Raw genomic sequence first — 24,211 nt, forward strand, 5'->3', positions numbered from 1 at the left:
GGAGAGGGAGAAACGCCGGTGGACTTGAACCCCGGTGCGGCTACGCCCCGCTTGTCACCAGCTTGTAGACGATGGAGTCATTCAGCGCCTGGAATGACGCGTCGATGATGTTGGGAGAGACACCGACGGTGCACCAGCGCGCGCCGGTCTCGTCACCGAATTCGACGAGCACGCGGGTGACGGCATCCGTGCCGCCCTGGAATACGCGCACCTTGAAGTCGATGAGGTGAATGCCCTCGATAAACCGCTGGTACTTGCCAAGATCCTTGCGCAGGGCGACATCCAGCGCGTTCACCGGGCCGTTGCCTTCCGCCGCCGAAATCAGCACCTCGCCGTCGATCTCGACCTTGACGATGGCCTCGGCAACGGTCGTCAACTCGCCAACGGCATTATAGCGCCGCTCCACATTGACGCTGAAGCGATCGACAGTGAAAAATGTCGGCACGCCGCCGAGCACACCCTTCGCCAGCAGGAAGAACGAGGCGTCGGCTGCTTCGTAGGAATAGCCCAGCGCCTCCTTTTCCTTCACGACGGCGAGCAGCCGCGTCAACCGACGGTCGTCCTTATCCACCGCGATGCCGACGCGGGCGAGGCCGGCGAGAAGGTTGGAACGGCCGGCCTGGTCCGAGACCAGGAGTTGGCGCTGGTTGCCGACGGCCTCGGGCTCCACATGCTCGTAGCTGTGGGGATCCTTCAGCAAGGCGGAGGCATGAATGCCGGCCTTGGTGGCGAAAGCGCTGGCGCCGACATAGGGCGCATGGCGATTCGGCGCCCGGTTCAGGATCTCGTCGAGCGCCCTCGATACCGGCGTCAGGCCGCGCAGGCCTTCCTCATCCACTCCGATCGCAAAGGTTTCGCCATAGGGAGATTTCAGCGCCAGCGTCGGAATGAGGCTGACAAGATTGGCATTGCCGCATCGCTCGCCGAGGCCGTTCAGCGTGCCCTGGATCTGGCGGGCGCCGGCGCGTACCGCCGCCAGCGAATTGGCGACCGCGCAGCCGGTATCGTCATGGGCGTGGATGCCAAGATGGTCGCCTGGAACGTGCCGCGCCACCTCGCGGACAATGGCCTCGACCTCATCCGGGAGTGTGCCGCCGTTGGTGTCGCAGAGCACGACCCAGCGGGCGCCGGCCTCATAGGCTGCTTTCACGCAGGATAACGCATAGTCGGGGTTAGCCTTGTAGCCGTCGAAGAAATGCTCGCAGTCGAGCATCGCTTCCCGGCCGCTGTCGCGTGCAGCCGCCAAGCTCTCGCGGATGCCGGCCAGATTGTCTTCGAGGCTGATTTCGAGCGCGACCCTCACCTGCTCGTCCCAGGACTTGGCTACGAAACAGATCACGTCGGCCGCGGAATCGAGCAGGCCCGCCACCCCGGGGTCGTTGGCCGCCGAGCGCCCTGCCCGCTTCGTCATGCCGAAGGCGGCGAAATGCGCCTTCCTGGTCGCCTTTTCCGCGAAAAAGGCCGTATCGAGCGGATTGGCACCGGGATAGCCGCCTTCGACATAGTCGATGCCAAGTTCGTCCAGCATCCCGGCGATCAGCTGCTTGTCGGCCAGCGAGAAATTGACGTCAGTCGTCTGGGCACCATCACGCAGCGTCGTATCGTAGAGATAGAGGCGTTCGCGGCTGTCGGTCGAAGTGCTCATGATACGGATCCGTCGGACGCGGCGAGCGTCTTCTTCATGGTGGTGTTGCCGAGCCATTCCTCGCCCACGGGCACGGTGTTCCGGCTCTCACCCACATAGCCCCGGCCGTCGAAAAACGGCCGGGCGGTATCGCTCGCATCCACCGTGAGGGCGGACGCGCCGCGCCCGCCGGCGAGTTTCTCCAAGGCATCGCAGAGCAGCGTCGCAATGCCCTGCCGCGCGAAACCCGGATGCACATAGAGCATGTCGATGTGCTTGTTGTCCTTGAGCGAAGCGAAGCCGACGACCGATCCATCGATGGTCGCGACGAGCGTGAGCGAAGCGGTCAGCCGCGCGGCAAAATCCTGCTCGTCGGCCCTTTCCGCCCAGGCGGCGCGCTGCGCCTCACTGTAATCGTCCTCGGTCAGTTCCTCGATGCTGTCCTGGAAAATCGCCGTGACGACGGCGAGATCCGACGGCAGGAAGGGCCGAAGAGCGGGAGCGGGTATGGTCTTGCCCATCAGCGTTTTGCCTCCAGCGTATAAGTACCGTCCTTGTTGTCCTTCACCACGATGCCCTTCGCCGCCAGCGCGTCGCGGATACGGTCGGATTCGGGCCAATTTTTTGCGGCTCGCGCGGCAGCACGTTCCGCAAGGAGCCCTTGCACTTCGGGGTCATTGTTGATTGCCACGGTCGCCTCGCCCCGCAGCGCGATCATGGCCTCGATGACACGCTCGAAGCCGAGGAAGCGCAACGTCGCCCTCATGTCCTCGAACTGCCCGGCGCGCTTCATGCGATGAAGGCTCGCGATGACCTCGGCCGTGTTGAGGTCGTCATTGAGCGCCGTGACGATCTCAACCGGCACGCGGTCCGCTGGCCGGATTCCCCGGCTCGCCTGCCACCATTCGGTGAGCAAGGCCTCGCTTTCCTCCAGCGCCTTCACCGTCCAGTCGATCGGCTGGCGATAGTGGGTCTTGAGCATCGCGAGGCGCAGCACCGCCCCCGGCCATCGGCGACCGCCGAAACTCTCGGTCTCCAGGAGCTGGTTGATGGTGATGAAGTTGCCGAGCGACTTCGACATCTTCTCGCCTTCGACCATCAGGAAGCCGTTGTGCATCCAGACGTTGGCCATGCGGCCGCTGTCAAAGGCGCAGCAGGATTGGGCGATCTCGTTCTCATGGTGGGGAAAGACGAGATCGATGCCGCCGCCGTGAATGTCGAAGATGTTCTTGGCTGGATCGTCGCAGGTGAGCCCGCCGCCGAAGGGGGTCAGCAGCTTCGCCATCGACATGGCCGAGCATTCGATATGCCAGCCCGGGCGGCCGGGAACGGCAATGCCGCCGGGGCTCTCCCAGCCCGGCTCGCCAGGCTTCGACGGCTTCCACAGCACGAAATCCATCGGGTCGCGCTTGTAAGGCGCCACATCGACACGGGCGCCCGCCAGCATCTCGTCAAGAGAACGACGAGCGAGCGCGCCATAGCGCGGTGCTTTCGGCAGGCGCTCCATCGCCGAGACGGCGAAGAGCACATGGTCCTCGGCCACATAGGCCACCTCACGCGCGATCAGCCGCTCGATCAGGTCACGCATTTCAGGGATATGGGCGGTGGCGCGGGGCTCCTCGGTTGGCGGAAGCACGCCGAGCGCGGCAATGTCGCGATGAAACTGCTCTTCCGTCAGCGCCGTGACCCTGGCGATGGCGTCGTTCAGCGACAGGTCGGGATAGTCGCGCGCGGCGCGGGCGTTGATCTTGTCATCGACGTCCGTGATGTTGCGGACATAGGTGACGCGATCGGCGCCATAGTGGTGGCGCAGCAGCCGGAACAGAAGGTCAAAAACGATCACCGGCCGCGCATTGCCGATATGGGCGTAGTCATACACCGTCGGGCCGCAGACATAGAGCCGCACGTTGGTCGGGTCGATGGGTGTGAACGCGTCCTTCGCGCGCGTCAGCGTGTTGTAGAGCGTCAAGCCCGTATCGAGGGCTTCCCCGCTGCCCAAGGCCGCCACCATGTCCGTTCCCTCTCCTGCCCGATCCGGCGAAACGCTCGCCGGATAAAAGGCCATCTCAGCTCAAGTCATCCACAATGAAGATACAGGCTCGCTCGCCGTCCGACGATCCACACGACGGGACGGCGCTGGCTTGCGCCAGCGTGGGCCGATCTCCAGACGACGAACGCCACATGCCACCGGTTGACATGCCAACGGTTGCCCTGGCCATCGGCGCGCTCTGATCGATCTCAAGGGAAAGACAAAGACGGCAACAGCCAAGCGGTTACGCTAGCTGCAAATAATCGAAATCCGGGTCGTGCGGACGGTCGCCATCATGGCGCGGATCATTGCCTTTTTCCCGCGAATCCGTCAAGAGCGTGCGCTCCTTGCGAATATGTGTGCAGACACACTGCGGAACCTACGGTTTCAAAATTTATTTACGCAAATGAATGAGATTGCTCTGCCGATCTCCTAACCCTTGAATGTTGCAGGCCATGCGTCGCGTCCTTCTCCTTGCCGGATCAGCCGCTGCTTTCGTCGCGGCGGTATCGTTCTTGCCCCAGCCGAAGCCCGCGAATGCGGCGACAGCGGCGGCAACTTTCATCATCCCCGCCAATGATGGCTACGGTGTCGCGGATTGCCTCGCGACAGGCGGCGATTGCGCCACCGGTGTGGCCAATGCCTGGTGCGTTGCCCAGGGATACCGCACGGCGAGCGCCTTCGGGCCGGCCAGCGACATTACCAGCTCGACCGGGACGTCGCGTTCTACAGCGGCGGCCATGGCCATCACCTGCGACAATTAGAGCGGTCGCAGTCCCCACAGCGAGCCAAGACCGCCGCTTGGTTTTCTCCAAGCGGCGGCGCACCTCGCGGGTAGGAATTCCAGGCGGGCGCGACCGATCCACGCCAGATCCCGCCAGAAAGCCTGTCAAAAAGATTCAGAACGTCGCTTCAGCGCGCTGATATCGCTTGGAAAAAGGGTGCCTGGAAAGCGGGCTGTGCGGCCGATTGTCCACGACTATTTTTTCAACCATTCCGCGCAGTTCTGCACATTGGTATTGACGCCCCAAGGCATGATCGGGACGCTGGATGTCGAATTTTGCGGCGAGCCATCGATCAGCTTATCGGAATAAACAAGGTAAACCAGCACGTTACGCTTGGCGTCGCAACCACGGACGATCTGCATCCGCTTGAAGACCAACGAGCGCCTTTCACTGAAGACGACCTCACCCTGCTCGAATTTCTGCTTGATGGTAATCGGCCCGACCTGCCGACAGGAGAGTGAGACGTCGGAGACTTCCTCCGCGACGCCGAACATACCCTTGATTCCACCACGCTCCGGCAGGGTGTAATGGCACGCCACGCCCTCCACCACCGGATCATCAATGCCATAGACCGCCAACGTGTCGTCAGGCGTCAGCATCTTCCAAACGGTGGATTTGCGGAAAATCAGATCTGGACCGTTCTGCGCCATGGCGCCCGTCGCGGCCGGCGCCAACAGGCTGAAAGCCGCGAGGCCAAGAGCAATCAGCCAGCCCGAACCGCCTTTTCCGTCTCTTCTGCGACGTTTCATCGCGACTACTCCCTCATGGCGCAAAGCCGAAACACCGTTTTGGACGCCAGGTCCGCCAACGGCCGCACTGCCCGCATGTCTGTCTTTCCCACACCTTTTGCAAGCGGCTCAGCTTGCAAACCCTCCCGCACAGGATGCAACGCGGGGCACGCCCGGTCATCTATCCTATGAACACACGCGCCTACCATTGATTGAGAATACATCTAAACTATTGCTACAATTGACTTTTATCTGCTAGCCGCTAGGATCGCGGAAATTGTTCACCCACCGTTCCTGGGGACTTGCATGCGCGTCATGCGGTGGCTCAGTGGCGTTTCAGTATTCCAGCCGGCTCGTCGAGGGCGGGCCCTTGAATACAGGCGAGACCAACATGCGCATCGTAGCTCACGGCCATCCGATCAGACAGGTTGCACCGATCGAAGCGGTGCTGTGCCTTGGGGTGAGCCTGATTGCCATCCTCAGCATCACACAGGTGATCGGCCCCTCTCAGGCCACGCGGGTCGGGCCCATGTCACTCGCCATGGCCACCGTGGGACAGGATGATCCTGCCTCCCGGCCCTATCGCGGCGCCGAGCGACCGCTTGGAAACTGGTGACGAGGACCGGCCGGCAGCGCATCCGGGATCACGATACCGCTGGTATCTTTGCCGACGTGGACCATGAAAGCGGAGTTTGAATTGGGGGGACTGTTTTCCGGAATATCAAGGCTTCTAGAGGCCTGAAGGACGATTTCCGGTCTCGGTTTTCCCTTCATGGACCGTTTCGGACGGGCATCGGCGCACATCTCTTGGGCCCAGGCAGCACAGATTTCAGGCAAGGCGGCTGGACCTTGGCATCCGTTGCTGTGCTAAAAGTTGTTAACTGATCCCGTTCCACCCGATCTCACGGTAATCGCGTTCCATGTCCTCCCCTGTATCCCGTGGTGTTCCCGCTTCTGCCAGCACGGCCCCGGCAGCGAGCCCTCAAGAAGAGACCGGCCCACTGACGCTGACGCTCAGCCGATTCATTCCCTACCGTCTCAATGTTCTGGCGCAGGTCGTCGCGGAAGGGCTCGGCCGCATCTATGAAAAGCGATTCGGTTTTGGATTGCCGGAATGGCGTACGATCGCGCTGCTTGGGGAGCTTGGCGAGATGACAGCGCGCGACATCGGCGCGCATACCCGCATGCACAAGACGAAGGTCTCGCGCGCCACGGCGGCGCTCGAGGATCGCGGCCTTCTCGAACGCAGAGCGAACGAGCGCGATCGTCGCGAGGCGTTCCTGTCACTGACGGACCAGGGGCGGGCGCTCTATACGGAGATCATTCCGCTCGCGATAAGCTATGCGGAACAATTGACCAAGGACATTCCCCCCGAAGAGCTGGCGGCCTTCGATCGGGTCATTGAGGTCCTGATGCAGCGTTCCGGCATTCCGGTGGACGCGCCGCCCGAAATGGACATGTAGGCGCGCGATAATGCGCTTGGCGACGCCCCGCTAGGGAAACGGGCGAGGCGAGGCAAGACCTCAATCCCACGACCTCAATCCCAGACCTCAATCCCTTGTGTTCGCGATTTCGGCGTTGCCCCCTTTTCGATCGTGGCGACACACTTTAGTCAATCTCGACGCAGATACATCCTCATGCCGCTACCGCTGAGGGCAATGACAGGACTCATCATGATCAGCCGCCGCGCGGCATATGCCATCGCAGCCACATTCGCCTGCACCCTGTTCACGGGGAATGCCGATGCTCAGGAGGTTGTGTCGCCTGCCGCGTGCCAGCGTTATCGCGCGGAGCTCGCTTCTCTTCCCCGTGGCGGTGGGCAGGCTCAGCAATATGCGGCGGCCGCCCAGCGCCAGCGCGCGGAACTTGAGCGGACTCGTGGCTACTACCAGCAGCTTGGTTGCGACAGGGGCGGGGGATTGTTCGGCGGCCAGCGCCCGGCGGATTGCAGCGGCCTGCAGGCCCGCATGTCGCAGATGCAAGCGAACTATGACCTTCTTCGCTCGCGCGCCGGCGGTGGTGACGCACAGACGGAAGCGCGGCGGCGCGAGCTGACCGCGGCTGCGTCCGAGGCTTGCGCCCCGCGCACGGCGGCGGCGCCCCGGCAGCGCGGCTTCTTCGAAATGCTGTTCGGCGGCGGCCAGCCCGAGCAGGAGCCCTCACAAGCGGATCTCGACGGACAAGCACCTCCCAGCCATGGCGAGGGCAGCGGCGAGAAACGTCTGGGTGGTTCGCGCGCGGTCTGCGTGCGCCTCGCCGATGGCTATTTCTTCCCATTGGGTGGTCCGGCCACCGGTCGCAGCAGCGCCCAGGAGCTGTGCCAGGCGCAATGCCCCGCCTCGCCGACCGAACTCTTCTTCATGGCCCAGGGCGGCAACGTCGCCCAGGCGGTGAGCGCGACGGGACGTCCCTATTCGGACCTCCCAACCGCGCTGCAATATGAGCGCACGCTCAATCCGGAGATTTCCTGCCGCCCCTACGGCGAAAGCTGGGCGCAGGCGCTGCAGCCCGCCGAGTTCATGCTGGAGCGGCGCAAGAGTGATATCATCGTGACCGCGGAGAAGGCGGAGGAGCTGTCTCGACCGAAGGCAACGGCCGCTTCGCAGCGCGCTAACGAACGTCAGGCGGCCGCCTCGGCCAAGGCCGCCGCAGCGACGAAGGCGGACGATGACGAGGATGCCGCCGACAACGCGGCGGCCAACGACCCCTCCGTTGTCCCGACCGCGAGTGCCGCCTCATCCGGTATCGGCCCGCAATCCATCGCGGAAGTCACCACAGTCGATCAGGACGATGGCACACTGCGCGAGGAAATTGGCCCGGACGGCCAGCGGCGCAAGGTGCGGATCGTCGCGCCCTATCTCGTCGCCAGCCCACAGAACTCCGTCCTGATCAACCCGCGTTAGAACAAACCGACATTCGCCACGACGCGCGACAGGGCTTGCGAGCGTCGGCGTGATTTCGTCAGTCGCGACGCCTCGATCCCTCCCCTCCGGGGAGGGTGGCGCCGCAGGCGCCGGGTGGGGTCCGCCTGACGCAGACCGATCCGAAGACGGTGCCATGGGCTGACCAGGGGGGCATCACCGCGCGCGCCCGCCCGACCTCGCTGACGCGAGGCTGCGTTCGGATAGAAGTCTGACTGTGCCCCTCCTGGTTGACCATCGTGTTCATGGGTTCCGGGCTCGGGCCTTTCGGCCCGCCCCCGGATGACACGGTGATTCCGTGTGACCTCAGGCGCGCTCGCCGCGCAGACGCGCGGCCGCTTTGGCGCCGCCGATCAGAGGGAGCAACGCGGCCAGCTCCGGCCCATGGTCATGGGCTGTCAAGGCAAGCCTGAGCGGCATGAACAGGGATCGTCCGCCAACACCCGTCGCGGCCTTCAGGGCGTTGGTCCACTCCTTCCACGTCGTGGCGTTCCAAGGCTCCGGCGGCAGCAGATCCGCGGCCGTCGCGGTGAAGGCGTGATCCTCGATGACGGGGTCAATGGGGCCGGCCACCACCCGCCACCATTCCCTGGCATCCGCCAGCCGCTCCAGATTGCCACGCACCGCGAGCCAGAACGTTTCCCCGCCCTCGACGCCGAGGAGCCTGAGCCGCCGCTGCACGGCTCCATAGGAGAAACCGTGGAGAAGCTTGGCATTGAGGGAGGCGAGCTCCGCCTCGTCGAATTTCGCGGGCGCGTGGGACAGGCGGGCGAGGTCGACGAGCTTGGCCAGTTCCTCAAGCGACGCGACCGGCCGCACGGCCTCAGCCGAGCCGACGAGCACGGCCAATGAAGCGACCGCCATCGCCTCGATCCCCTGCTCCCGCAGCCCCCTCAACGACAGATGCCCGAGACGCTTCGACAGCCCCTCGCCGCTGGCGGTGGTGAGGAGATTGGTATGGGCGAAGGTCGGCACCGCCCCATCAAGCGCCTGGATCAGGGCGATCTGTACGGCCGTGTTGGTGATGTGATCCTCGCCACGGATCACGTGGGTGATGCCGAGATCAAGATCGTCGACCACGGACGGCAGGGTATAGAGGTAGGTTCCATCGGCCCGCACGAGAACCGGATCCGACAGCGAGGCCGTATCGACCTCGACGGCACCGCGCGAAAGATCCGTCCACCGCACGACACGATGGTCGAGCAGGAACCGCCAATGCGGCGTGCGCCCCTCGGCCTCAAGGGCGGCGCGCTGCTCCGCCGTCAGGCTCAGCGCCGCCCGATCATAAATGGGGGGCTTGCCACGGGCGAGCTGGCGTTTGCGGCGGCGATCGAGCTCATCCGGTGTCTCATAGCAGGGATAGAGCACGCCCTTCGCCTTCAACGCCTCGACCGCTCGGTCGTAGATGTCGAGACGGTCGGACTGCCGCACGAAAACATCAGGCTCGATCCCGAGCCAAGCGAGATCTTCCGACACCGCGCCGGCATATTCTCGCGTTGAACGGACCTGATCCGTATCGTCCAGGCGCAGCACAAAGCGCCCGCCATGGTTGAGCGCATAAAGCCAATTCAGCAGCGCCGGGCGGGCATTGCCAATATGGAGGAAGCCCGTGGGCGACGGGGCGAAGCGGACGACGGGAGCGGAATACGCAGTCATGATTGGCCAATCAGGCTGTCGATGTCAGACGGCGCTGCCTGTCGCCTCTTTGGTCCGATGGGCCTCCCAAGGAAACAGACGGCGCGTGAAGGCGCGACGTTCAGATGTCAGCCTGACTGGCTGACGTCGTCACGACAATGGAGCTTCGTTGTTGCGGACCCGTGGCTCCGCTGTCACGGAAGCGATTGGTGATCGGATAGCGGCGGTCGCGTCCGAAGTTCCTGGCAGTGACCTTGACGCCGGGGGGCGCCTGACGGCGCTTGTATTCGGCGAGATAAAGCAGCCGCTCGACCTTCTTCACAGTGGCGAGATCATGCCCCCGAGCGACGATCTCGGCCACGCGCAACTCCTCTTCCACAAGCCCGATGAGGATGTCATCGAGCACGTCATAGGGCGGCAATGAATCCTGGTCGGTCTGGTTGTCGCGAAGCTCGGCCGTCGGCGCCTTCGTGATGATATTCTCGGGGATCACCACGCCATCCGGTCCGAGCGCTCCCGCAGGCTTCCAGCGATTGCGCAGCGCGGACAGACGATAGACCTGGGTTTTGTAAAGATCCTTGATCGGGTTGAACCCACCATTCATGTCACCGTAGAGCGTGGCGTAGCCGACCGACATCTCGGACTTGTTGCCGGTCGTCACGACCATCGCCCCGAATTTGTTCGAAATCGACATGAGCAGCGTGCCGCGCGCGCGGCTTTGCAGGTTCTCCTCAGTGATATCGGCGTTGTGGCCGGCGAACAGCGGTTGGAGCACACCTGTCAGCCCCTCCACGGCATCGGCAATCGGCAGAATGTCGTAGCGGATGCCGAGCGCCTTCGCGCAGGCCGATGCGTCTGCCAGGCTCTCGCCGGACGTGTAGCGGTAGGGCAGCATGACGCAATGCACGCGCTCCGGACCGAGTGCGTCGACGGCCATCGCCGCGCAGATCGCCGAATCGATGCCGCCGGACAGGCCGAGCACAACACCGGGGAAGCCGTTCTTACGGACATAGTCCCGGAGGCCGAATACGCAGGCCGCATATTCGGCCTGATCGCCCTCGTCCAGAATGGCCTTCTCGCCCGGCTGGCAGCGCCAACCCACGGCCGTGCGCTCGAAGGTGACGAGCGAAATGGCCTCCTCGAACGCCGGCATCTGAAGCGCGAGCGAACCGTCGCCATTGAGCACGAAGGACGCGCCGTCAAAAACCAGTTCGTCCTGCCCGCAGACCTGGTTGAGATAGATCAGGGGCAGTCCGCTTTCCGCGATCCGTGCGGCGGCGATGTTGAAGCGCACGTCCATCTTGTCGCGCGCATAGGGAGAGCCGTTGGGGACGAGCAGGATCTCACCGCCGGTGTCGGTGATGCACTCCACCACATCCTCGCCCCAGATATCCTCGCAGATCGGCAGGCCGACACGCACGCCGCGCAAGGAGGCCGGCCCCGGCAGGGGGCCCGCCGCGAAGACACGCTTCTCGTCGAAGACGCCGTAGTTCGGCAGATCTACCTTGAAGCGCACGGCGCTCACGACGCCGCCGTCGAGAACGGCGTAGGCGTTGTAGACGGTGTCGTTCTCGGCCCATGGCAAGCCGATAAGCACCGCCGGACCGCCATCCCCGGTCTCCTGAGCCAGTTCCTCGCAGGCATCACGGCAGGCATCCAGGAACGCCGGCTTCAGGACGAGATCCTCCGGCGGATAGCCGGCGAGGAAGAGTTCGGGGAACATCACCGCGTCGGCGCCAAGACGCGCCGCGTCGGCGCGTGCCGCGCGGGCCTTGGCGAGATTGCCGCTGACGTCGCCAACCGTCGGGTTGAGCTGCGCGAGGGCAATGCGGAGAAGATCGGACGATGCGCTCATGATCACGGTCTAGACCATGATTTTGAAAAGGGAAAGGCGATGTTGACGGCGATGATCGGGCAACGCCCGCGTCAATGAAAACGGCCCGTGCCGTGGACGCACGGGCCTTCGATGATCAATAGGCCGCCAGCCGGAAAGACAGCCGTCTTACTCCGCCGCGTCGGCCTGACGCTCGCGCAGCTTCGGGGTCCGCTCGTCCTTCAGGAGCTCGGCCACCATGAAAGACAGCTCGATCGCCTGCTCCGCATTGAGACGTGGGTCGCAATGGGTGTGGTAGCGATCACGCAGGTCTTCGTCGGTGATGGCACGCGCGCCGCCCGTGCACTCGGTGACGTTCTTGCCTGTCATTTCCAGATGCACGCCGCCGGCATAGGTGCCTTCGGACTTATGGATTCCGAAGAACTGCTTCACCTCCGACAGGATCAGATCCACCGGCCGCGTCTTGTAGCCGGAGCCGGCCTTGACCGTATTGCCGTGCATGGGATCGCACGACCACACCACCGTCTGCCCTTCCGCCTTCACCGCCTGAATGAGACCCGGCAGATGGTCGGCCACCTTGTCCGCGCCGAAGCGGCAGATGAGCGTCAGGCGACCCGGCTCATTGTCAGGGTTGAGCGCGGAAACAAGCTTCACCAGGTCCTGTGGCTTCAGCGAGGGGCCGCATTTCAGGCCGATCGGGTTCTTGATGCCGCGGAAATACTCGACATGGGCGTGGTCGAGCTGGCGCGTGCGGTCGCCGATCCAGATCATATGGCCCGAAGTGGCGTACCAGTCACCCGAGGTGGAATCGACACGTGTCATGGCCTGCTCGTAGCCGAGCAGGAGCGCCTCATGGCTCGTGTAGAAATCCGTGGTCCGCATTTCCGGATGGGACTCCGGATCGATGCCGCAAGCGCGCATGAAATCGAGCGCCTCGGTGATGCGGTCCGCGAGTTCCTGGTAGCGCCCCGACTGCGGACTGTCCTTGACGAAGCCCAGCATCCAGCGATGCGCGTTGTCCAGATTGGCATAGCCGCCCGACGCGAAGGCCCGCAGCAGGTTCAGTGTCGCGGCCGACTGGCGGTAGGCCATAAGCTGGCGGCGCGGGTCCGGCTCGCGGCTTTCCGGCGTGAAGTCGATGCCGTTGATGATGTCGCCGCGATAGCTCGGCAGCTCAACGCCATCGACAGTCTCGGTCGGCGCCGAACGCGGCTTCGCGAACTGGCCCGCGACACGGCCGACCTTCACCACCGGCGAGGAGCCGGCGAAGGTCAGCACCACCGCCATCTGGAGGAAGAGGCGGAAGAAATCACGGATATTGTCGGCGGAATGCTCGGCGAAGCTTTCGGCGCAATCGCCGCCCTGCAACAGGAACGCCTCACCGACGGCTACCTTGCCCAACGCCCGTTTGAGCTTGCGCGCCTCGCCCGCAAAAACGAGGGGGGGAAAGCTGGCGAGTTGATCTTCGACGCTGGCAAGGGCCGCAGCATCCGTAAAGAGCGGCACCTGCTGGATCGGCATTGATCTCCAGCTCGACGGTGTCCAACGCTCGCTCATCTCTCCAAACTCCCGACGCCCAATCCTGGGACCGTTGTTGCGAAAAAGCCCCCGGCCACACCGGGGAATCTGCGGCTTATATACGCACAATGCCCGTAAAAGCGAGCACCAAGACGCTGCGCATCTCTTAAGGCGTTTTCTCTCTCTTCCCTGGAGGTCTGCTCCCGCGGCCGACAGCCCTCGAGCGAGCGACGACGGTCGCGTCGGCGAACGTGGCCCATCGAGCGGGCTGCGCGGAACCCGGCTGCCCATGACTTCCGGACAGGCAATCCCGGCTGACGTGCGCTTGGAGCATGGCTCGTATGCCAATCTGTTAGGCAATTCCATGCGAATTAAGGCGTCGCTTGTGGTTGCAGCCGTAACTTCGCCGTGATCGGATGTGATGTGAGCGTTCCAGCCCCCTTACGGCGTTCGATCCCGTGCCAGCCTCTATTGCCTCTGTTACGCCTGTCCTCGTAGCCGTCTTCATTCTCGTTGTCGGCAACGGCCTCGTCACGACACTCGTGCCTCTGCGAGGCGTCCTGGAGAACTTCTCCCCGGCCGAGATCGGCGCGATCGGCTCAACCTATTTCGTCGGCATGCTCGGAGGAACCTGGCTCGCCCCGAGCATCGTCAGGCACGCTGGCCACATCCGTGCCTTCGCGGCACTCGCGGCCATCGCGGCAAGCGCCGTGCTCGGCTTTGCCATCATCGTCGAGCCCCTGATGTGGATGGTCTTGCGCTGCATCATCGGTTTCTGCTTCGGTGGCCTCTATGCGCTCGTCGAAGGCTGGGTCAATGCGAAGGCAACCGACCGCAACCGCGGCAGCATGCTCGGGCTCTACAATGTGATGAACTTCGGTGGCTCGGCGACCGGACAGCAATTCCTGAATGTTGCCCCCGCGCAGTCCTTCACCCTGTTTTCCGTGTCTGCCATGTCGATCGTGCTGGCGCTGGTACCGATGGCGCTCACCCGCGCCGAGCCACCGCCGTTGCCGGTCAAGGCGAAGCTGGACATTCTCGGCCTCGCGCGCCGCAGCCCGATCGCCGTTATGGGGGTGATCTGCGTCGGCCTCGCCAATGGCAGCCTGTGGAGTCTGGTGCCGGCGGTCATAGAACGCACCGGGCTTGGCACGACCGTGCTTGCCACTTTCATGACGATCCTCATCCTTGGCTCGGCCGCGAGCCCCTTCCCGCTCGGGCGGCTCTCCGACCGCATGGACCGCCGGTGGATGATCGCGATCGTCTGCGGATGCGCCGTCGCTGTCGAGATCGCGCTCGTCTTCGTGTCCCAGAGCCCATCTGTCTGGCCGCTCTATGGACTGGCGCTCGGCATGGGTTTCTTCGTACCCGTGATTTATCCGCTGATCGCCGCGCACGCCAATGATCGCAACAACGAGGGCGGCGCCATGAATATGTCGAGCACGCTGCTCTTCCTTTATTGCTTCGGCGCGATCGTTGGCCCCTCGCTCGCCTCCTTCCTGATGGCGCGCTTCGGGGATGGCGCGCTGTTCATGCACAACGCGGTCGTGCATTGCGTGCTCGGCCTCTATGTGCTGTGGCGGATCTCGCGGAAGGCGCCTCCACCTGTCGATACCGAGGTGCAGCCGCTTGGGCAGCCGCTCGGACAGATCGAGCCGCAGACGACATGAAGGTCAAAGGCTGCAGCGCTGTTGCGGAGATGATTCCGCAAAGCGCCGCATCCCTTTGATTGCTATTGCTTTTTCTCAGCCGACCGGCGTGCGCAGGGTCACCAGCTCTTCGGCGGCCGTCGGGTGAACGGCGATCGTGCGGTCGAAATCGGCCTTCGTCGCGCCCATGGTCACGGCGATCCCGACGAGCTGGATCATCTCGCCCGCCGCCTCGCCCATGATGTGGACACCGATGACCTTGTCGGTCTCGCCATCGACGAGGATCTTCATCATCACCGGTTCGTCACGACCGGACAACGTGGCCTTCATCGCGCGGAACCGCGTGCGATACACGACAAGCTTGGGGTAGAGCGCCCGCGCCGCCTCCTCGCTCGGCCCTATCGTGCCGAGTTCCGGCGTAGAGAACACGGCGGTGGGGATCAGGGAATGGTCGACACGCGTCGACTTGTTGCCAAAAACGGTATCCGCGAAGGCATGCCCCTCGCGGATGGCCACCGGTGTGAGGTTGGCGCGGTCGGTCACGTCGCCGACCGCATAGATCGACGGCACGTTGGTGCGACCGTCGCCATCGACGATAACAGCGCCTTTCTCGTTCGTGGCAACGCCGGCGGTTTCGAGACCGAGGCCGGAGGTATGAGGCTTGCGGCCTGTCGCCACCAGCACCTGGTCAAAACGGCGTGTCGTGCCATCGGACAGCGTGGCCCCGATATCAGAGCCTGCCCGATCCAACCGCTCGACGCGCCGTTCCAGGAGGAGCTCGATGCCCCTTGCCCGATAGGCGGCGGCGAGGCCCTCGGCGAGATCGTGGTCGAATCCACGCAGAAGGCGCGGGCCGCGGTGCAGGAGCGTGGTCTCGACGCCGAGCCCGGCAAAAACCCCGGCGAATTCGACAGCGATGTAGCCGCCGCCGATGACAAGGAGGCGGCGCGGCAGTTCCGGCAGATCGAAGATCTGGTCGGACACGAGGCCGAGTTCACCACCCTGCACCATCGGCTCAAGGGATGGACGCGCGCCGGTGGCGATCAGGATGACCTTGGCCGATATGCTTTCACCCGTCGCCAGGAGACGGACCGTGTTGGGTCCCTCGACCACCGCGCGGCTATCGACGATCTCGACACCGGCATTGACGAGGTTGCGCCGATAGATGCCCTCGAGCCGAGTGATCTCCGTTTCCTTGTTGGCGACCAGCGTCGGCCAGTGGAAATGAGCCTCGGGCACATTCCAGCCGAAGCCGGCGGCGTCAGCGAAGGCATCCTGAAAGCGGCTGGCATAGACATAGAGCTTCTTGGGCACGCAGCCACGGATGACGCAGGTGCCACCAACGCGTGATTCCTCGGCGATCATCACGCGCGCGCCATAGCCGGCCGCGATGCGGCCCGCCCGGACACCACCCGAGCCAGCGCCAATAACGAAGAGATCGACGTCGAAATCACCGGTCGTCATTGCATGCTCCCATCCCGCGCGTCCTTGTGGCCGAGGCAACGCCCCGGCGCAACCGCCACGTCGCCGAATGTCCTATAAACGAAGGCGCCTGCCGTGCCCATGCGCCAGCGCACGCAGGGGCGAGGCTCGCTCCTGACAGCCAGCCCGAGACATGACCCTAGCCTTAAGGCGAATAACGCTGCATCTTGCTCGTAAAATGTACCGGCTTTACCGTCATTTCACGCGCAACAGAAAGTTGCCAACGCGGAATTGGGAGGATGTCATGGTCGGAACGGGCGATGCTGCACGCACGCGCATCAACCGGCGCTCGTTTGCCCTACTGGCAGTTGCCGCCAGCATGGCCTTCGCAGCGGGCGGTCTAGGATTAACCGGCACGGCTTCGGCGCAGCCTGCGGAATTGAAGATCATGGCGCCGGCGGCTCCGGGCGGGGGCTGGGACCAGACGGCGCGCGCCGTGCAGTCGGCGTTGACCACGTCGGGCATCGTGAAAGGCGCGCAGGTCGTCAACGTGCCCGGCGCCGGCGGGATCGTCGGGCTGGCGCAATTCGTCAACGGCGGCAAGGGAGACGGCTCGCAGCTGATGGTGAACGGCCTCGTGATGGTGGGCGCCATCCTCACCAACAAATCACCAGTCACGCTCGATCAGGTCACGCCGATCGCCCGGCTGACAGCCGAGAATCAGGCCATCGTCGTCCCGGCGAGTTCGCCGATCAAGAACGCGCAGGACCTGGTTGCCGCTCTGAAGGCCGATCCGGCCAAGGTCACCTGGGCCGGGGGCTCCGCCGGCGGCACCGACCACATCCTCGTCGGGCTTTTCGCCAAGGCTGTCGGCGTTGATCCCACCAAGATCAACTACATCCCCTTCTCCGGCGGTGGCGAGGCGCTGGCCGCCATTCTCGGCTCGAAGGTGACGGCGGGCGTGTCCGGCTATGGTGAGTTCGAGGGCCAGATCAAGGCGGGCAAGCTGCGGCTGATCGGTATCGCCGCACCGGCGCGCGTCGCCTATATCGACGGGCCGACGCTCAAGGAACAGGGCGTCGATCTCGAACTCATCAACTGGCGTTCCGTCGTCGCGCCTCCGGGCCTCACCAAGGAGCAGACGGACAATCTCACCGCCATCGTCGACAAGATGGTGAAATCGCCGGCCTGGCAGGAAACCTTGAAGGCGAAAGGCTGGGACGATTCCTATCTCGCCGGCCCTGCCTTCGGCAGCTTCCTCAAGAACGAGCAGACCCGCATCGCCGACGTGCTGAAGACCATCGGGCTTACGCAGTAGGCAAGCCCGTCGCGCCGCCTCTCTCCGGCGCGGCCGACCGTCCATCGTCAGCGTTGGCGGGCCTGCCCGCCAACGGGCTCCCCTTCCCGGCAGCGCCGCCAGCCGTCTGCCGAATGCTCAATCCGGCGGATCGGCCTCACCCGCCTCGGCTTCGCCTCCTCACGTCCCCAAGGACCCGCCGGCATGAACGACAAGCAGAGGCGACGCCTCGACATCAGCGGCTTCATCATCGCGCTCGGCCTGCTCGTCATCGCCATCCTTCTGCGCTTCGACGCCAGCCATATGCCGCCGGCGCCGGCCTATGCGCGCATAGGCCCGGAAGCGGCGACGAATGTCGTCGCGCTCTGCCTTCTCGTGCTCGGGCTGGCGACCGCCTACACGGCCTGGCGCGGCGACGGGGTGGAACCGGAGGCCGCGGACTGGGGGCCTGTCGCCCTCATCACGCTCGCCTTTGTCGCCGTGATCGCCATCATCGGGCTTGGCGGCGGCTTCATCCTGGCGAGCGCCGTTCTGTTCGCGATGACCTCGCGCGCCTTCGGGCGTCACGCCCTTCTCGTCGACTTCGCAGTGGGTTTCGCCCTCGGGCTCGGCGCCTATCTCATATTCGCCAAACTCCTGACCCTTACCCTGCCGAGCGGGCCGCTCGAACACCTCTTCTGAGAGCGGATCGATGGAAGCCTTCCCCTCCCTCCTGCATGGGCTCAGCGTCGCGATCCAGCCCATGAATCTGGTCTTCGCGCTGATCGGCGTCTTTCTCGGCACGGCTGTCGGGGTGCTGCCGGGCATCGGCCCGGCGCTGACCGTCGCGCTGCTCCTGCCGGTCACCTACAAGCTCGATCCGGCGGGATCGCTGATCATGTTCGCCGGTATCTACTACGGCGGCATGTATGGCGGCTCGACGACCGCGATCCTCATCAACACACCGGGCGAGAGCGCATCACTGGCCACAGCCATCGAGGGCAACAAGATGGCGAAGGCCGGCCGGGGCGGGCCGGCACTCGCGACAGCGGCCATCGGCTCCTTCGTCGCCGGCACCATCGCGACGTTGGGCATTGCCTTCCTCGCGCCATGGCTCGTCGAGATCGCCATCAATTTCGGGCCGGCTGACTATTTCGCGCTGATGGTGCTCGCCTTCGTCACCGTATCCGCGACATTCGGCGCTTCTCCTTTACGCGGATTGACCAGCCTGTTCATCGGTTTGGCGCTCGGCCTCGTCGGCATCGACGAGCTGTCCGGCCAGGCCCGGCTGCATTATGGCGTGCCCGATCTGCTCGATGGCATCGAAGTGACGACGCTCGCGGTCGGCCTGTTCGCCGTGGGCGAAGCGCTCTACGTCGCATCGAAACACAAGCATGCGCCGGAGACGCTGGAGCCCGTTCGCGGCTCGCTCTGGATGAATCTGCAGGACTGGAAGCGCTCCTGGAAGCCATGGCTGCGCGGCACCGCCTTCGGATTTCCAATCGGCGCGTTGCCGGCCGGCGGCGCGGAAATCCCTACCTTCCTCTCCTATGCGACGGAGAAGCGGCTTTCCAAACATCCGGAGGAATTCGGCCGGGGCGCCATCGAGGGCGTCGCCGGACCGGAGGCCGCGAACAACGCATCCGCCGCGGGCACGCTGGTGCCGCTGCTCACGCTCGGCCTGCCGACTTCGGCCACCGCCGCGATGATGCTCGCCGGCTTCCAGCAGTATAATCTCAATCCGGGCCCCCTGCTCTTCGCCGAGCGCCCGGAACTCGTCTGGGGCCTCATCGCCAGCCTGTTCATCGCCAACACGATGCTGCTGGTGCTCAACCTGCCGCTGGTCGGCCTTTGGGTGAAGCTGCTCGCCATCCCGCAGCACTGGCTCTATGCGGGCATCCTCGTCTTCGCCACCATGGGCACGATCGCCGCCAAGCCTTCCGTCGTCGAGCTCTCGATGTTGCTCGTCTTCGGCATGCTCGGCTTTCTCATGCGCCGCTACGACTACCCGGTCGCGCCGGTGGTGATCGGCCTCATTCTCGGTCCCATGGCGGAGCAGCAGTTGCGGCGCGCGCTCGCCATCAGCCTCGGCGATCCCATCGCGCTGGTGGAGAGCCCGCTTGCCGCAACCCTGCTGGGGCTCGCGTTCCTCGCGCTGATCGCACCCTTCGTGCTGAAGGGACTGGACCGCTTCAAGGCGGACGAGGACTAGAACAATTCTAGTGAACTCCGGCGCCGGGCCGGCGATCCCATTTCACGAGGGATCGCGCACCCGGCGCCCGCTTTTCGTCACGTGTCGAACATCAGGTTATCAGCCGTGAGATCGACAATGCCCTTCAGGCGCACGGTGCAGCATTGTGGCATGTCAGCGAAGACGTAAGTATCGCCTTCCCAGCTGAACCATGAAATCTCGTAGTCCTCGGTGGCCGTGCGGGCGGCTTCCACCACATCACCGAGAGGGTTATAGGGCTGTACATCGTTGACAGCAGCCTGGACGCGTTCCCGAACAGCCTTGTCCGCGATTGTCCCATCAGCCAGATCACGAAACTTGATTCGATCGCCGCCCGCGGCGTCGAAATCCTGTATCGTGGTCATGGTGCGGCCGACGAACGACGGCCAGGATTCCCAGATGGCGCTGAGGATCAGGAGATCGCGCCCCGTGCCGGTGGTGACGCTGTTCGCGCCTCGGCCGACGCTGATGATATCATCGCCCTCGCCCGTATCGACCGTGTCGTTGCCCCCGCCGGTGAGGACCACATCGTTGCCTTTGCCCGTGCTCACCGTATTGTGGGCATTCCCCGCGAGGATATAGATGTCGTCGCCCTGGCTGCCTTTGATTTCGAGCGGCTTCGTCTCGGCGGCCGTCACTATGAACGTCCCCCGTGCCGCGCTCGCATCGATGGACGTGAGGTTGACCATGGTCTCCGTCGAAAGCACGAGGTTCATCAGGCCATCACCCTTCAGTGTCAATGACTTCAGCGAGTCACCGCTCAGAATGACGCTGCCCGAGATTGAGGTCTTCACCTCGAGGTGCTCGATGTCGTTGATTACGAAGCGGCTATTACTGTTTGCGATGTCCACTTCGGCATGGTCGTCCGGTCCCGACATATCGTTGAATTTGACGGTCGTGGGGTGTGCCGTGCCGTATAAGGCCAGATTCAGTCCCTTGGGGATATTTTCGAAGGTGACTGGCGCCGCGATTTCATCGACGGAGAGCCGGTCCGCATCCCGCATGTCGGCAAAATCGACGATGACTTCGCCAGGCCGCGACGCCTGATTGTCCGCCGGCACCGCGGCCGTTGACACCCTGATGAACTCGCACTGCTCGCTGCGCGGCTTGGCCTTGTTGCCACGGATCGTGAGTTCAAGCGTGTCGAATGTGCTCTCGGTGCAGGTAATCGCCTCTTCACGCGCCGCAGCGTCCGATGGCACGGTGGCGGCGAAGATCTGTCCCATCAACATCAAGGGTTTGCTTTCGTCAATGGCAGGGCCGTCATCGCGACTATTGCCGCGTCCCGCCCAACGCTCCTCTTCCGAGGGGGCCTGATCGGCCGAGCTTCCCAAATTTACCGTGTCATGTCCGCCTGAGGCCATTTCACTGTCAAGCAGTTCTCGAAGTGTTTCGCTCATAGCGTTACTCCTTGCCGGATACAATTTCATGGATCCACAACAATGGAATTAACGCGTGTATCAGTCCGCGTGGAACATTAATACCAGCATATACGCCTATAATATATCAAATCATGCCAAATATTATAATCTCGAAATTCGGGAAATATAATCATCAAAACTGAATGTTATTTTCCGTCAATTCAACGACACCAAGCAAGCGAACTACCGTCTGATCGGTGTTGTTGATGATAACGTAGGTATCGGATTCCCAGTGGAGCGCTGTCACTGCGTCGATTGCCATCACCGAACGTAGGGCAGCGGCAGCACTTTCGAGTGAAACGACGCTGACGCCCGTCTCGCCTACCCGTTTCAACATATCATCCACATCGACCAATCGCCCGCGCTGCGGGAATGCGAGCCGTAGACAATCGCCGGCCTCGGGGTCGAAGTCGAAGACGGTTGTCATACTGTATGGACGCTGCGATGGCAGGACCGAATCGCCAGGTTTTTGAATAACGACACTGTCGCGACCGGCGCCCGTCGTGATCACGTTGCGCCCAGCGCCAGCGACGATAACATCGTTGCCGGCACCCGCATCGACGATATCATTGCCCGCTCCCAGCACGATAATGTCGGATGCGGGACCGGTCGCGATGGCGACATCTCCCGGTCCCGTGAGCGTGAAACTGTTACCCGCGTAGCCTCCGAGCACCCCAATGGGACGCTGTTGTTCCGCTGACACCGAGATCGGACCGACGGCTCGCGATGCGAAAATGGCGTCAAGATGCTCCATCGCGCGGTCGGTGATGGAGAGATCCAGCTCCCGGCTGCCTTCGATCGTCAGGCTCCTGATACCGTCGCCGTCGAGCCTCAGTAACGAGGGCCCTTCGGCATGAAGTCGGACATCCGAAGCCCCATCTATCGCAATAGGGGCACGGATCAGCGAGACGACGATCGCGAGCTCGCGTTGTTGTTCCTCTGGCTTCAACGTCACATGAACCGGCTGGTTCGTGCCATCGAACACGAGGCGAACGCCTGGTGGCACATTGGCCAGTGACAAGGCGCTTGGGAACCGTCCAACCTTGAGCGTGAAGTCGCCGTCGCTGCCGCCCAGGTCCAGCGTCGTTTCTTTTTCTCTGTTCTTGAACCAGAAGAAGAGAAATTTCTTACCCTGGTAGATCCCGGTGCCGTACAGATTGACTTCTCGGCACCCTTCGATTGCCGGCTTCACGTATCCAAAAGGCAATCGCAGATCGAGATCGTCGTAGAGCCCAGGGACGCAAGCCAGGCGTACTGGGGGCCCGGGCATTTCGTTCTGAAACACGGCAGTGTAGGGACTTCCGCGGTAGAAATGATTCACATCGAATATTTTCAGGCTTTCGCTGTTCCCGAACACAACGTCCTCGCATCCATATTTTACTTGACCCCCCCCCCCCCGCCGTACGCACTCATCGCCACCATCCCTCCCTTCATGCTGAACGACCTATGCCGTTTCGGCTGCTTGGGATTGAAGGCGAGATGCGCGTGACCGCGAGCCGCCGGGCCCCGCAGAGAAATGCAAGCCCGAGCGGAGCGACAATAAGACGATCTTCAGATGTGAGACATTCCGACGGCAGTGGCTTGGCAATCAGCCGCCAGGGGATAACGACTATCCGAAGCTTATCGCCTCAGGTTGTATCTCGACTATACCGACCATCTGAACAACCGTCTGCTCTGGATCCTTGACGATAACGTAGGTCATATCCCCCCAGACGAGAGTCGTGACTTCATTAATTTCCATATGCGCGCGCATGGCCGCGACAGCGTTGTCGAGCGTTCCAGCCAAACCGGCACCGGCTTTTTCGCGAAGCCGCAAATTCGCCTGCTCATCGAGCAGACGCCCGCCAGGCAGGAAAGCTAAACGCAAGCTGTCATCGGCCGGATCAAAATCCATGACTGTGGTGAGCATTTTCGCCTTGACGCTGGCGAGTACAGAGTTCTCAGGCCGCTCGATCAGGACGAGATCGTTGCCTTTACCCGTCCACACGAAATTGCGGCCGGCACCGAGTGAGACAACGTCGTCGCCGCCACCAGTCCAAATGTAGTCATTACCGGCGCCCGTGCGGATGACATCATCGGCATCCCCGGTTTCGAGGGTGACATTGCCCTCCCCGCGAAGACCTATCGTATTCGGGCCTAGCGAGCCCGCCATCGTCAGAGGTCGCGTCTGCTCCCAGGAGAATCTGAGCGGACCCGAGAAGCGAGCGGCCGAGATGCCCTCGAGCCACTCCATTCCCTCTTTGTGGATTGAAAGATCCAGATCTCTGGCACCGTCAATCGAGAGGAAATTCAAACTGCCCCCATCCAGCGTGATTCTGGACGGGGACAACACGAGCATGCGCGCGTCGCGAATACCACCTAGAGCGACGGTTTGGTTTATGCCCGCGACCACAATATCGAGCACATTATCCGCGTCTCCGGCTTTTACCTGCACGTTTACTCGCTGCGTTGTGCCGGCAAGCGCAATCCGTGTAGAGGTCGATACATTCTGAAGTGTCAACTCGCTCGGATAATGCGCAACCTTGAGAGTTTCCACTCCCATGCTTGCTCCAAGATCGAGGGTTGTCGATTTCTTCGGAGGAGCAGCCCAGAAATAGGGCTGGTCTCCCGACAGCGACCAAAATAGAGGGCGACCCGCATTTTGCTCACGCCCCGTGCCCGCGACGCTAACTTCCCTACATCCAGAAATGACCGGTTTGACGACACCATATGGCAGATGAACATCAACATCTGTATATAAGCCGGCCATACAGGTGATATTCGCAGGAAATCTCTGATATTCGCTACTAATGACCGAAACTAATCGACCATATTTTGCGCCATATCCTTGATTATATACTTTTGAATTCACGCTACCCTCGAGCGAATAGAGCATATATCAGCACGATATACCAATACAGCTACCATCGCAGCCTCACATGGCGCGCTTCCGGGTGCAGCAAAAGACAGGCAAACAACGCAAACGGTCAATGCATGAAGCGCGAGCAGCCGCGCGAAGGCGCGGCTGCGGCGATTTCAACTCTGTCGCGACAAACAGCATCATCCTGCAAGGCGCCGGTTGTCATACCCAACACGCCTTGCCCGATAAAGCATCACCTGCAAACCGGAGGATGCAGTTATGCCAGGTCGCCTTATTCTA

The 24,211-nt window shown here is 63.0% G+C and carries 19 protein-coding genes; 8 read left to right on the top strand and 11 right to left on the bottom strand.

All coding sequences use genetic code 11. The features are described 5' to 3' along the window. Nucleotides 1-40: 40 nt before the first annotated feature. The 3 genes from cimA to cysS are packed head-to-tail and all read right to left on the bottom strand — an operon-like array spanning nt 41 to nt 3,635. Nucleotides 41-1,645, bottom strand: coding sequence for a citramalate synthase (cimA, locus tag KIO74_RS08150; RefSeq protein ID WP_213331534.1), 1,605 nt, complete (start codon nt 1,643-1,645; stop codon nt 41-43). After that, nucleotides 1,642-2,145 (bottom strand): GNAT family N-acetyltransferase, encoded by a 504-nt coding sequence (locus KIO74_RS08155; RefSeq protein ID WP_213331535.1) that lies wholly within the window; start codon nt 2,143-2,145, stop codon nt 1,642-1,644. The genes cimA and KIO74_RS08155 overlap by 4 nt, the downstream gene beginning before the upstream one ends. After that, nucleotides 2,145-3,635 carry a cysteine--tRNA ligase gene (cysS, locus tag KIO74_RS08160; protein ID WP_213334580.1) on the bottom strand — a complete coding sequence of 497 codons (1,491 nt, stop codon included), beginning with the start codon at nt 3,633-3,635 and terminating at the stop codon, nt 2,145-2,147. The genes KIO74_RS08155 and cysS overlap by 1 nt, the downstream gene beginning before the upstream one ends. Before the next feature lie 473 nt (nt 3,636-4,108). On the opposite strand from cysS, the gene KIO74_RS08165 reads away from it, so the two are divergent. Then, nucleotides 4,109-4,417: a hypothetical protein gene (locus tag KIO74_RS08165; protein ID WP_213331536.1), complete on the top strand. Its 309-nt coding sequence runs from the start codon at nt 4,109-4,111 to the stop codon at nt 4,415-4,417. Between the two features lie 215 nt (nt 4,418-4,632). Here the strand turns inward: KIO74_RS08165 and KIO74_RS08170 are convergent, their stop codons facing one another. Next, nucleotides 4,633-5,187 (bottom strand): CreA family protein, encoded by a 555-nt coding sequence (locus KIO74_RS08170; RefSeq protein WP_213331537.1) that lies wholly within the window; start codon nt 5,185-5,187, stop codon nt 4,633-4,635. Nucleotides 5,188-5,557: 370 nt separating this feature from the next. On the opposite strand from KIO74_RS08170, the gene KIO74_RS08175 reads away from it, so the two are divergent. The 3 genes from KIO74_RS08175 (at nt 5,558) to KIO74_RS08185 (ending at nt 8,069) form a co-directional block, all read left to right on the top strand. Next, entirely contained in the window at nt 5,558-5,782 is a 225-nt protein-coding gene (locus KIO74_RS08175; protein ID WP_213331538.1) for a hypothetical protein, read from the top strand. Nucleotides 5,783-6,086: 304 nt separating this feature from the next. Next, complete coding sequence (locus KIO74_RS08180) at nt 6,087-6,629, top strand: MarR family winged helix-turn-helix transcriptional regulator (RefSeq protein ID WP_213331539.1); 543 nt, start codon at nt 6,087-6,089, stop codon at nt 6,627-6,629. 210 nt (nt 6,630-6,839) lie between these two features. Continuing rightward, nucleotides 6,840-8,069, top strand: coding sequence for a DUF2865 domain-containing protein (locus KIO74_RS08185; protein WP_213331540.1), 1,230 nt, complete (start codon nt 6,840-6,842; stop codon nt 8,067-8,069). 324 nt (nt 8,070-8,393) lie between these two features. Here KIO74_RS08185 and gltX read toward each other — a convergent pair whose 3' ends face one another. The 3 genes from gltX to KIO74_RS08200 all read right to left on the bottom strand — a co-directional run bounded on the left by gltX (nt 8,394) and on the right by KIO74_RS08200 (nt 13,113). Further along, a complete protein-coding gene (gene gltX / locus KIO74_RS08190) occupies nt 8,394-9,743 on the bottom strand; it encodes a glutamate--tRNA ligase (RefSeq protein WP_213331541.1) in 1,350 nt (449 codons plus the stop codon). 100 nt (nt 9,744-9,843) lie between these two features. Continuing rightward, nucleotides 9,844-11,577, bottom strand: coding sequence for an NAD+ synthase (locus tag KIO74_RS08195; RefSeq protein WP_213331542.1), 1,734 nt, complete (start codon nt 11,575-11,577; stop codon nt 9,844-9,846). Between the two features lie 147 nt (nt 11,578-11,724). Next, a complete protein-coding gene (locus KIO74_RS08200; RefSeq protein WP_213331543.1) occupies nt 11,725-13,113 on the bottom strand; it encodes a class II 3-deoxy-7-phosphoheptulonate synthase in 1,389 nt (462 codons plus the stop codon). A 419-nt stretch (nt 13,114-13,532) separates the two neighbouring features. Here KIO74_RS08200 and KIO74_RS08205 point away from each other — a divergent pair, with 419 nt between their 5' ends. Beyond that, complete coding sequence (locus tag KIO74_RS08205; RefSeq protein WP_213331544.1) at nt 13,533-14,744, top strand: MFS transporter; 1,212 nt, start codon at nt 13,533-13,535, stop codon at nt 14,742-14,744. Nucleotides 14,745-14,819: 75 nt separating this feature from the next. Here the strand turns inward: KIO74_RS08205 and gor are convergent, their stop codons facing one another. Next, nucleotides 14,820-16,187 carry a glutathione-disulfide reductase gene (gene gor, locus KIO74_RS08210; protein WP_213331545.1) on the bottom strand — a complete coding sequence of 456 codons (1,368 nt, stop codon included), beginning with the start codon at nt 16,185-16,187 and terminating at the stop codon, nt 14,820-14,822. Nucleotides 16,188-16,524: 337 nt separating this feature from the next. On the opposite strand from gor, the gene KIO74_RS08215 reads away from it, so the two are divergent. The 3 genes from KIO74_RS08215 (at nt 16,525) to KIO74_RS08225 (ending at nt 19,633) form a co-directional block, all read left to right on the top strand. Next, entirely contained in the window at nt 16,525-17,463 is a 939-nt protein-coding gene (locus tag KIO74_RS08215; RefSeq protein WP_213334583.1) for a Bug family tripartite tricarboxylate transporter substrate binding protein, read from the top strand. Nucleotides 17,464-17,646: 183 nt separating this feature from the next. Next, the gene (locus tag KIO74_RS08220) at nt 17,647-18,123 is read left to right on the top strand and encodes a tripartite tricarboxylate transporter TctB family protein (RefSeq protein ID WP_213331546.1); all 477 of its coding nucleotides are present in this window, start codon (nt 17,647-17,649) and stop codon (nt 18,121-18,123) included. A 10-nt stretch (nt 18,124-18,133) separates the two neighbouring features. Further along, nucleotides 18,134-19,633, top strand: a complete 1,500-nt coding sequence (locus tag KIO74_RS08225) for a tripartite tricarboxylate transporter permease (protein WP_213331547.1) — start codon at nt 18,134-18,136, stop codon at nt 19,631-19,633. 77 nt (nt 19,634-19,710) lie between these two features. Here the strand turns inward: KIO74_RS08225 and KIO74_RS08230 are convergent, their stop codons facing one another. The 3 genes from KIO74_RS08230 to KIO74_RS08240 form a co-directional block, all read right to left on the bottom strand. Continuing rightward, entirely contained in the window at nt 19,711-21,051 is a 1,341-nt protein-coding gene (locus KIO74_RS08230; RefSeq protein WP_213331548.1) for a calcium-binding protein, read from the bottom strand. A 154-nt stretch (nt 21,052-21,205) separates the two neighbouring features. After that, nucleotides 21,206-22,429: a calcium-binding protein gene (locus KIO74_RS32440; protein WP_213331549.1), complete on the bottom strand. Its 1,224-nt coding sequence runs from the start codon at nt 22,427-22,429 to the stop codon at nt 21,206-21,208. A gap of 252 nt (nt 22,430-22,681) precedes the next feature. Beyond that, complete coding sequence (locus tag KIO74_RS08240) at nt 22,682-23,947, bottom strand: calcium-binding protein (protein ID WP_213331550.1); 1,266 nt, start codon at nt 23,945-23,947, stop codon at nt 22,682-22,684. Between the last annotated feature and the right edge of the window lie 264 nt (nt 23,948-24,211).

It is taken from the genome of Chelatococcus sp. HY11 (genome assembly GCF_018398335.1).
Taxonomy (GTDB): Bacteria; Pseudomonadota; Alphaproteobacteria; order Rhizobiales; family Beijerinckiaceae; genus Chelatococcus.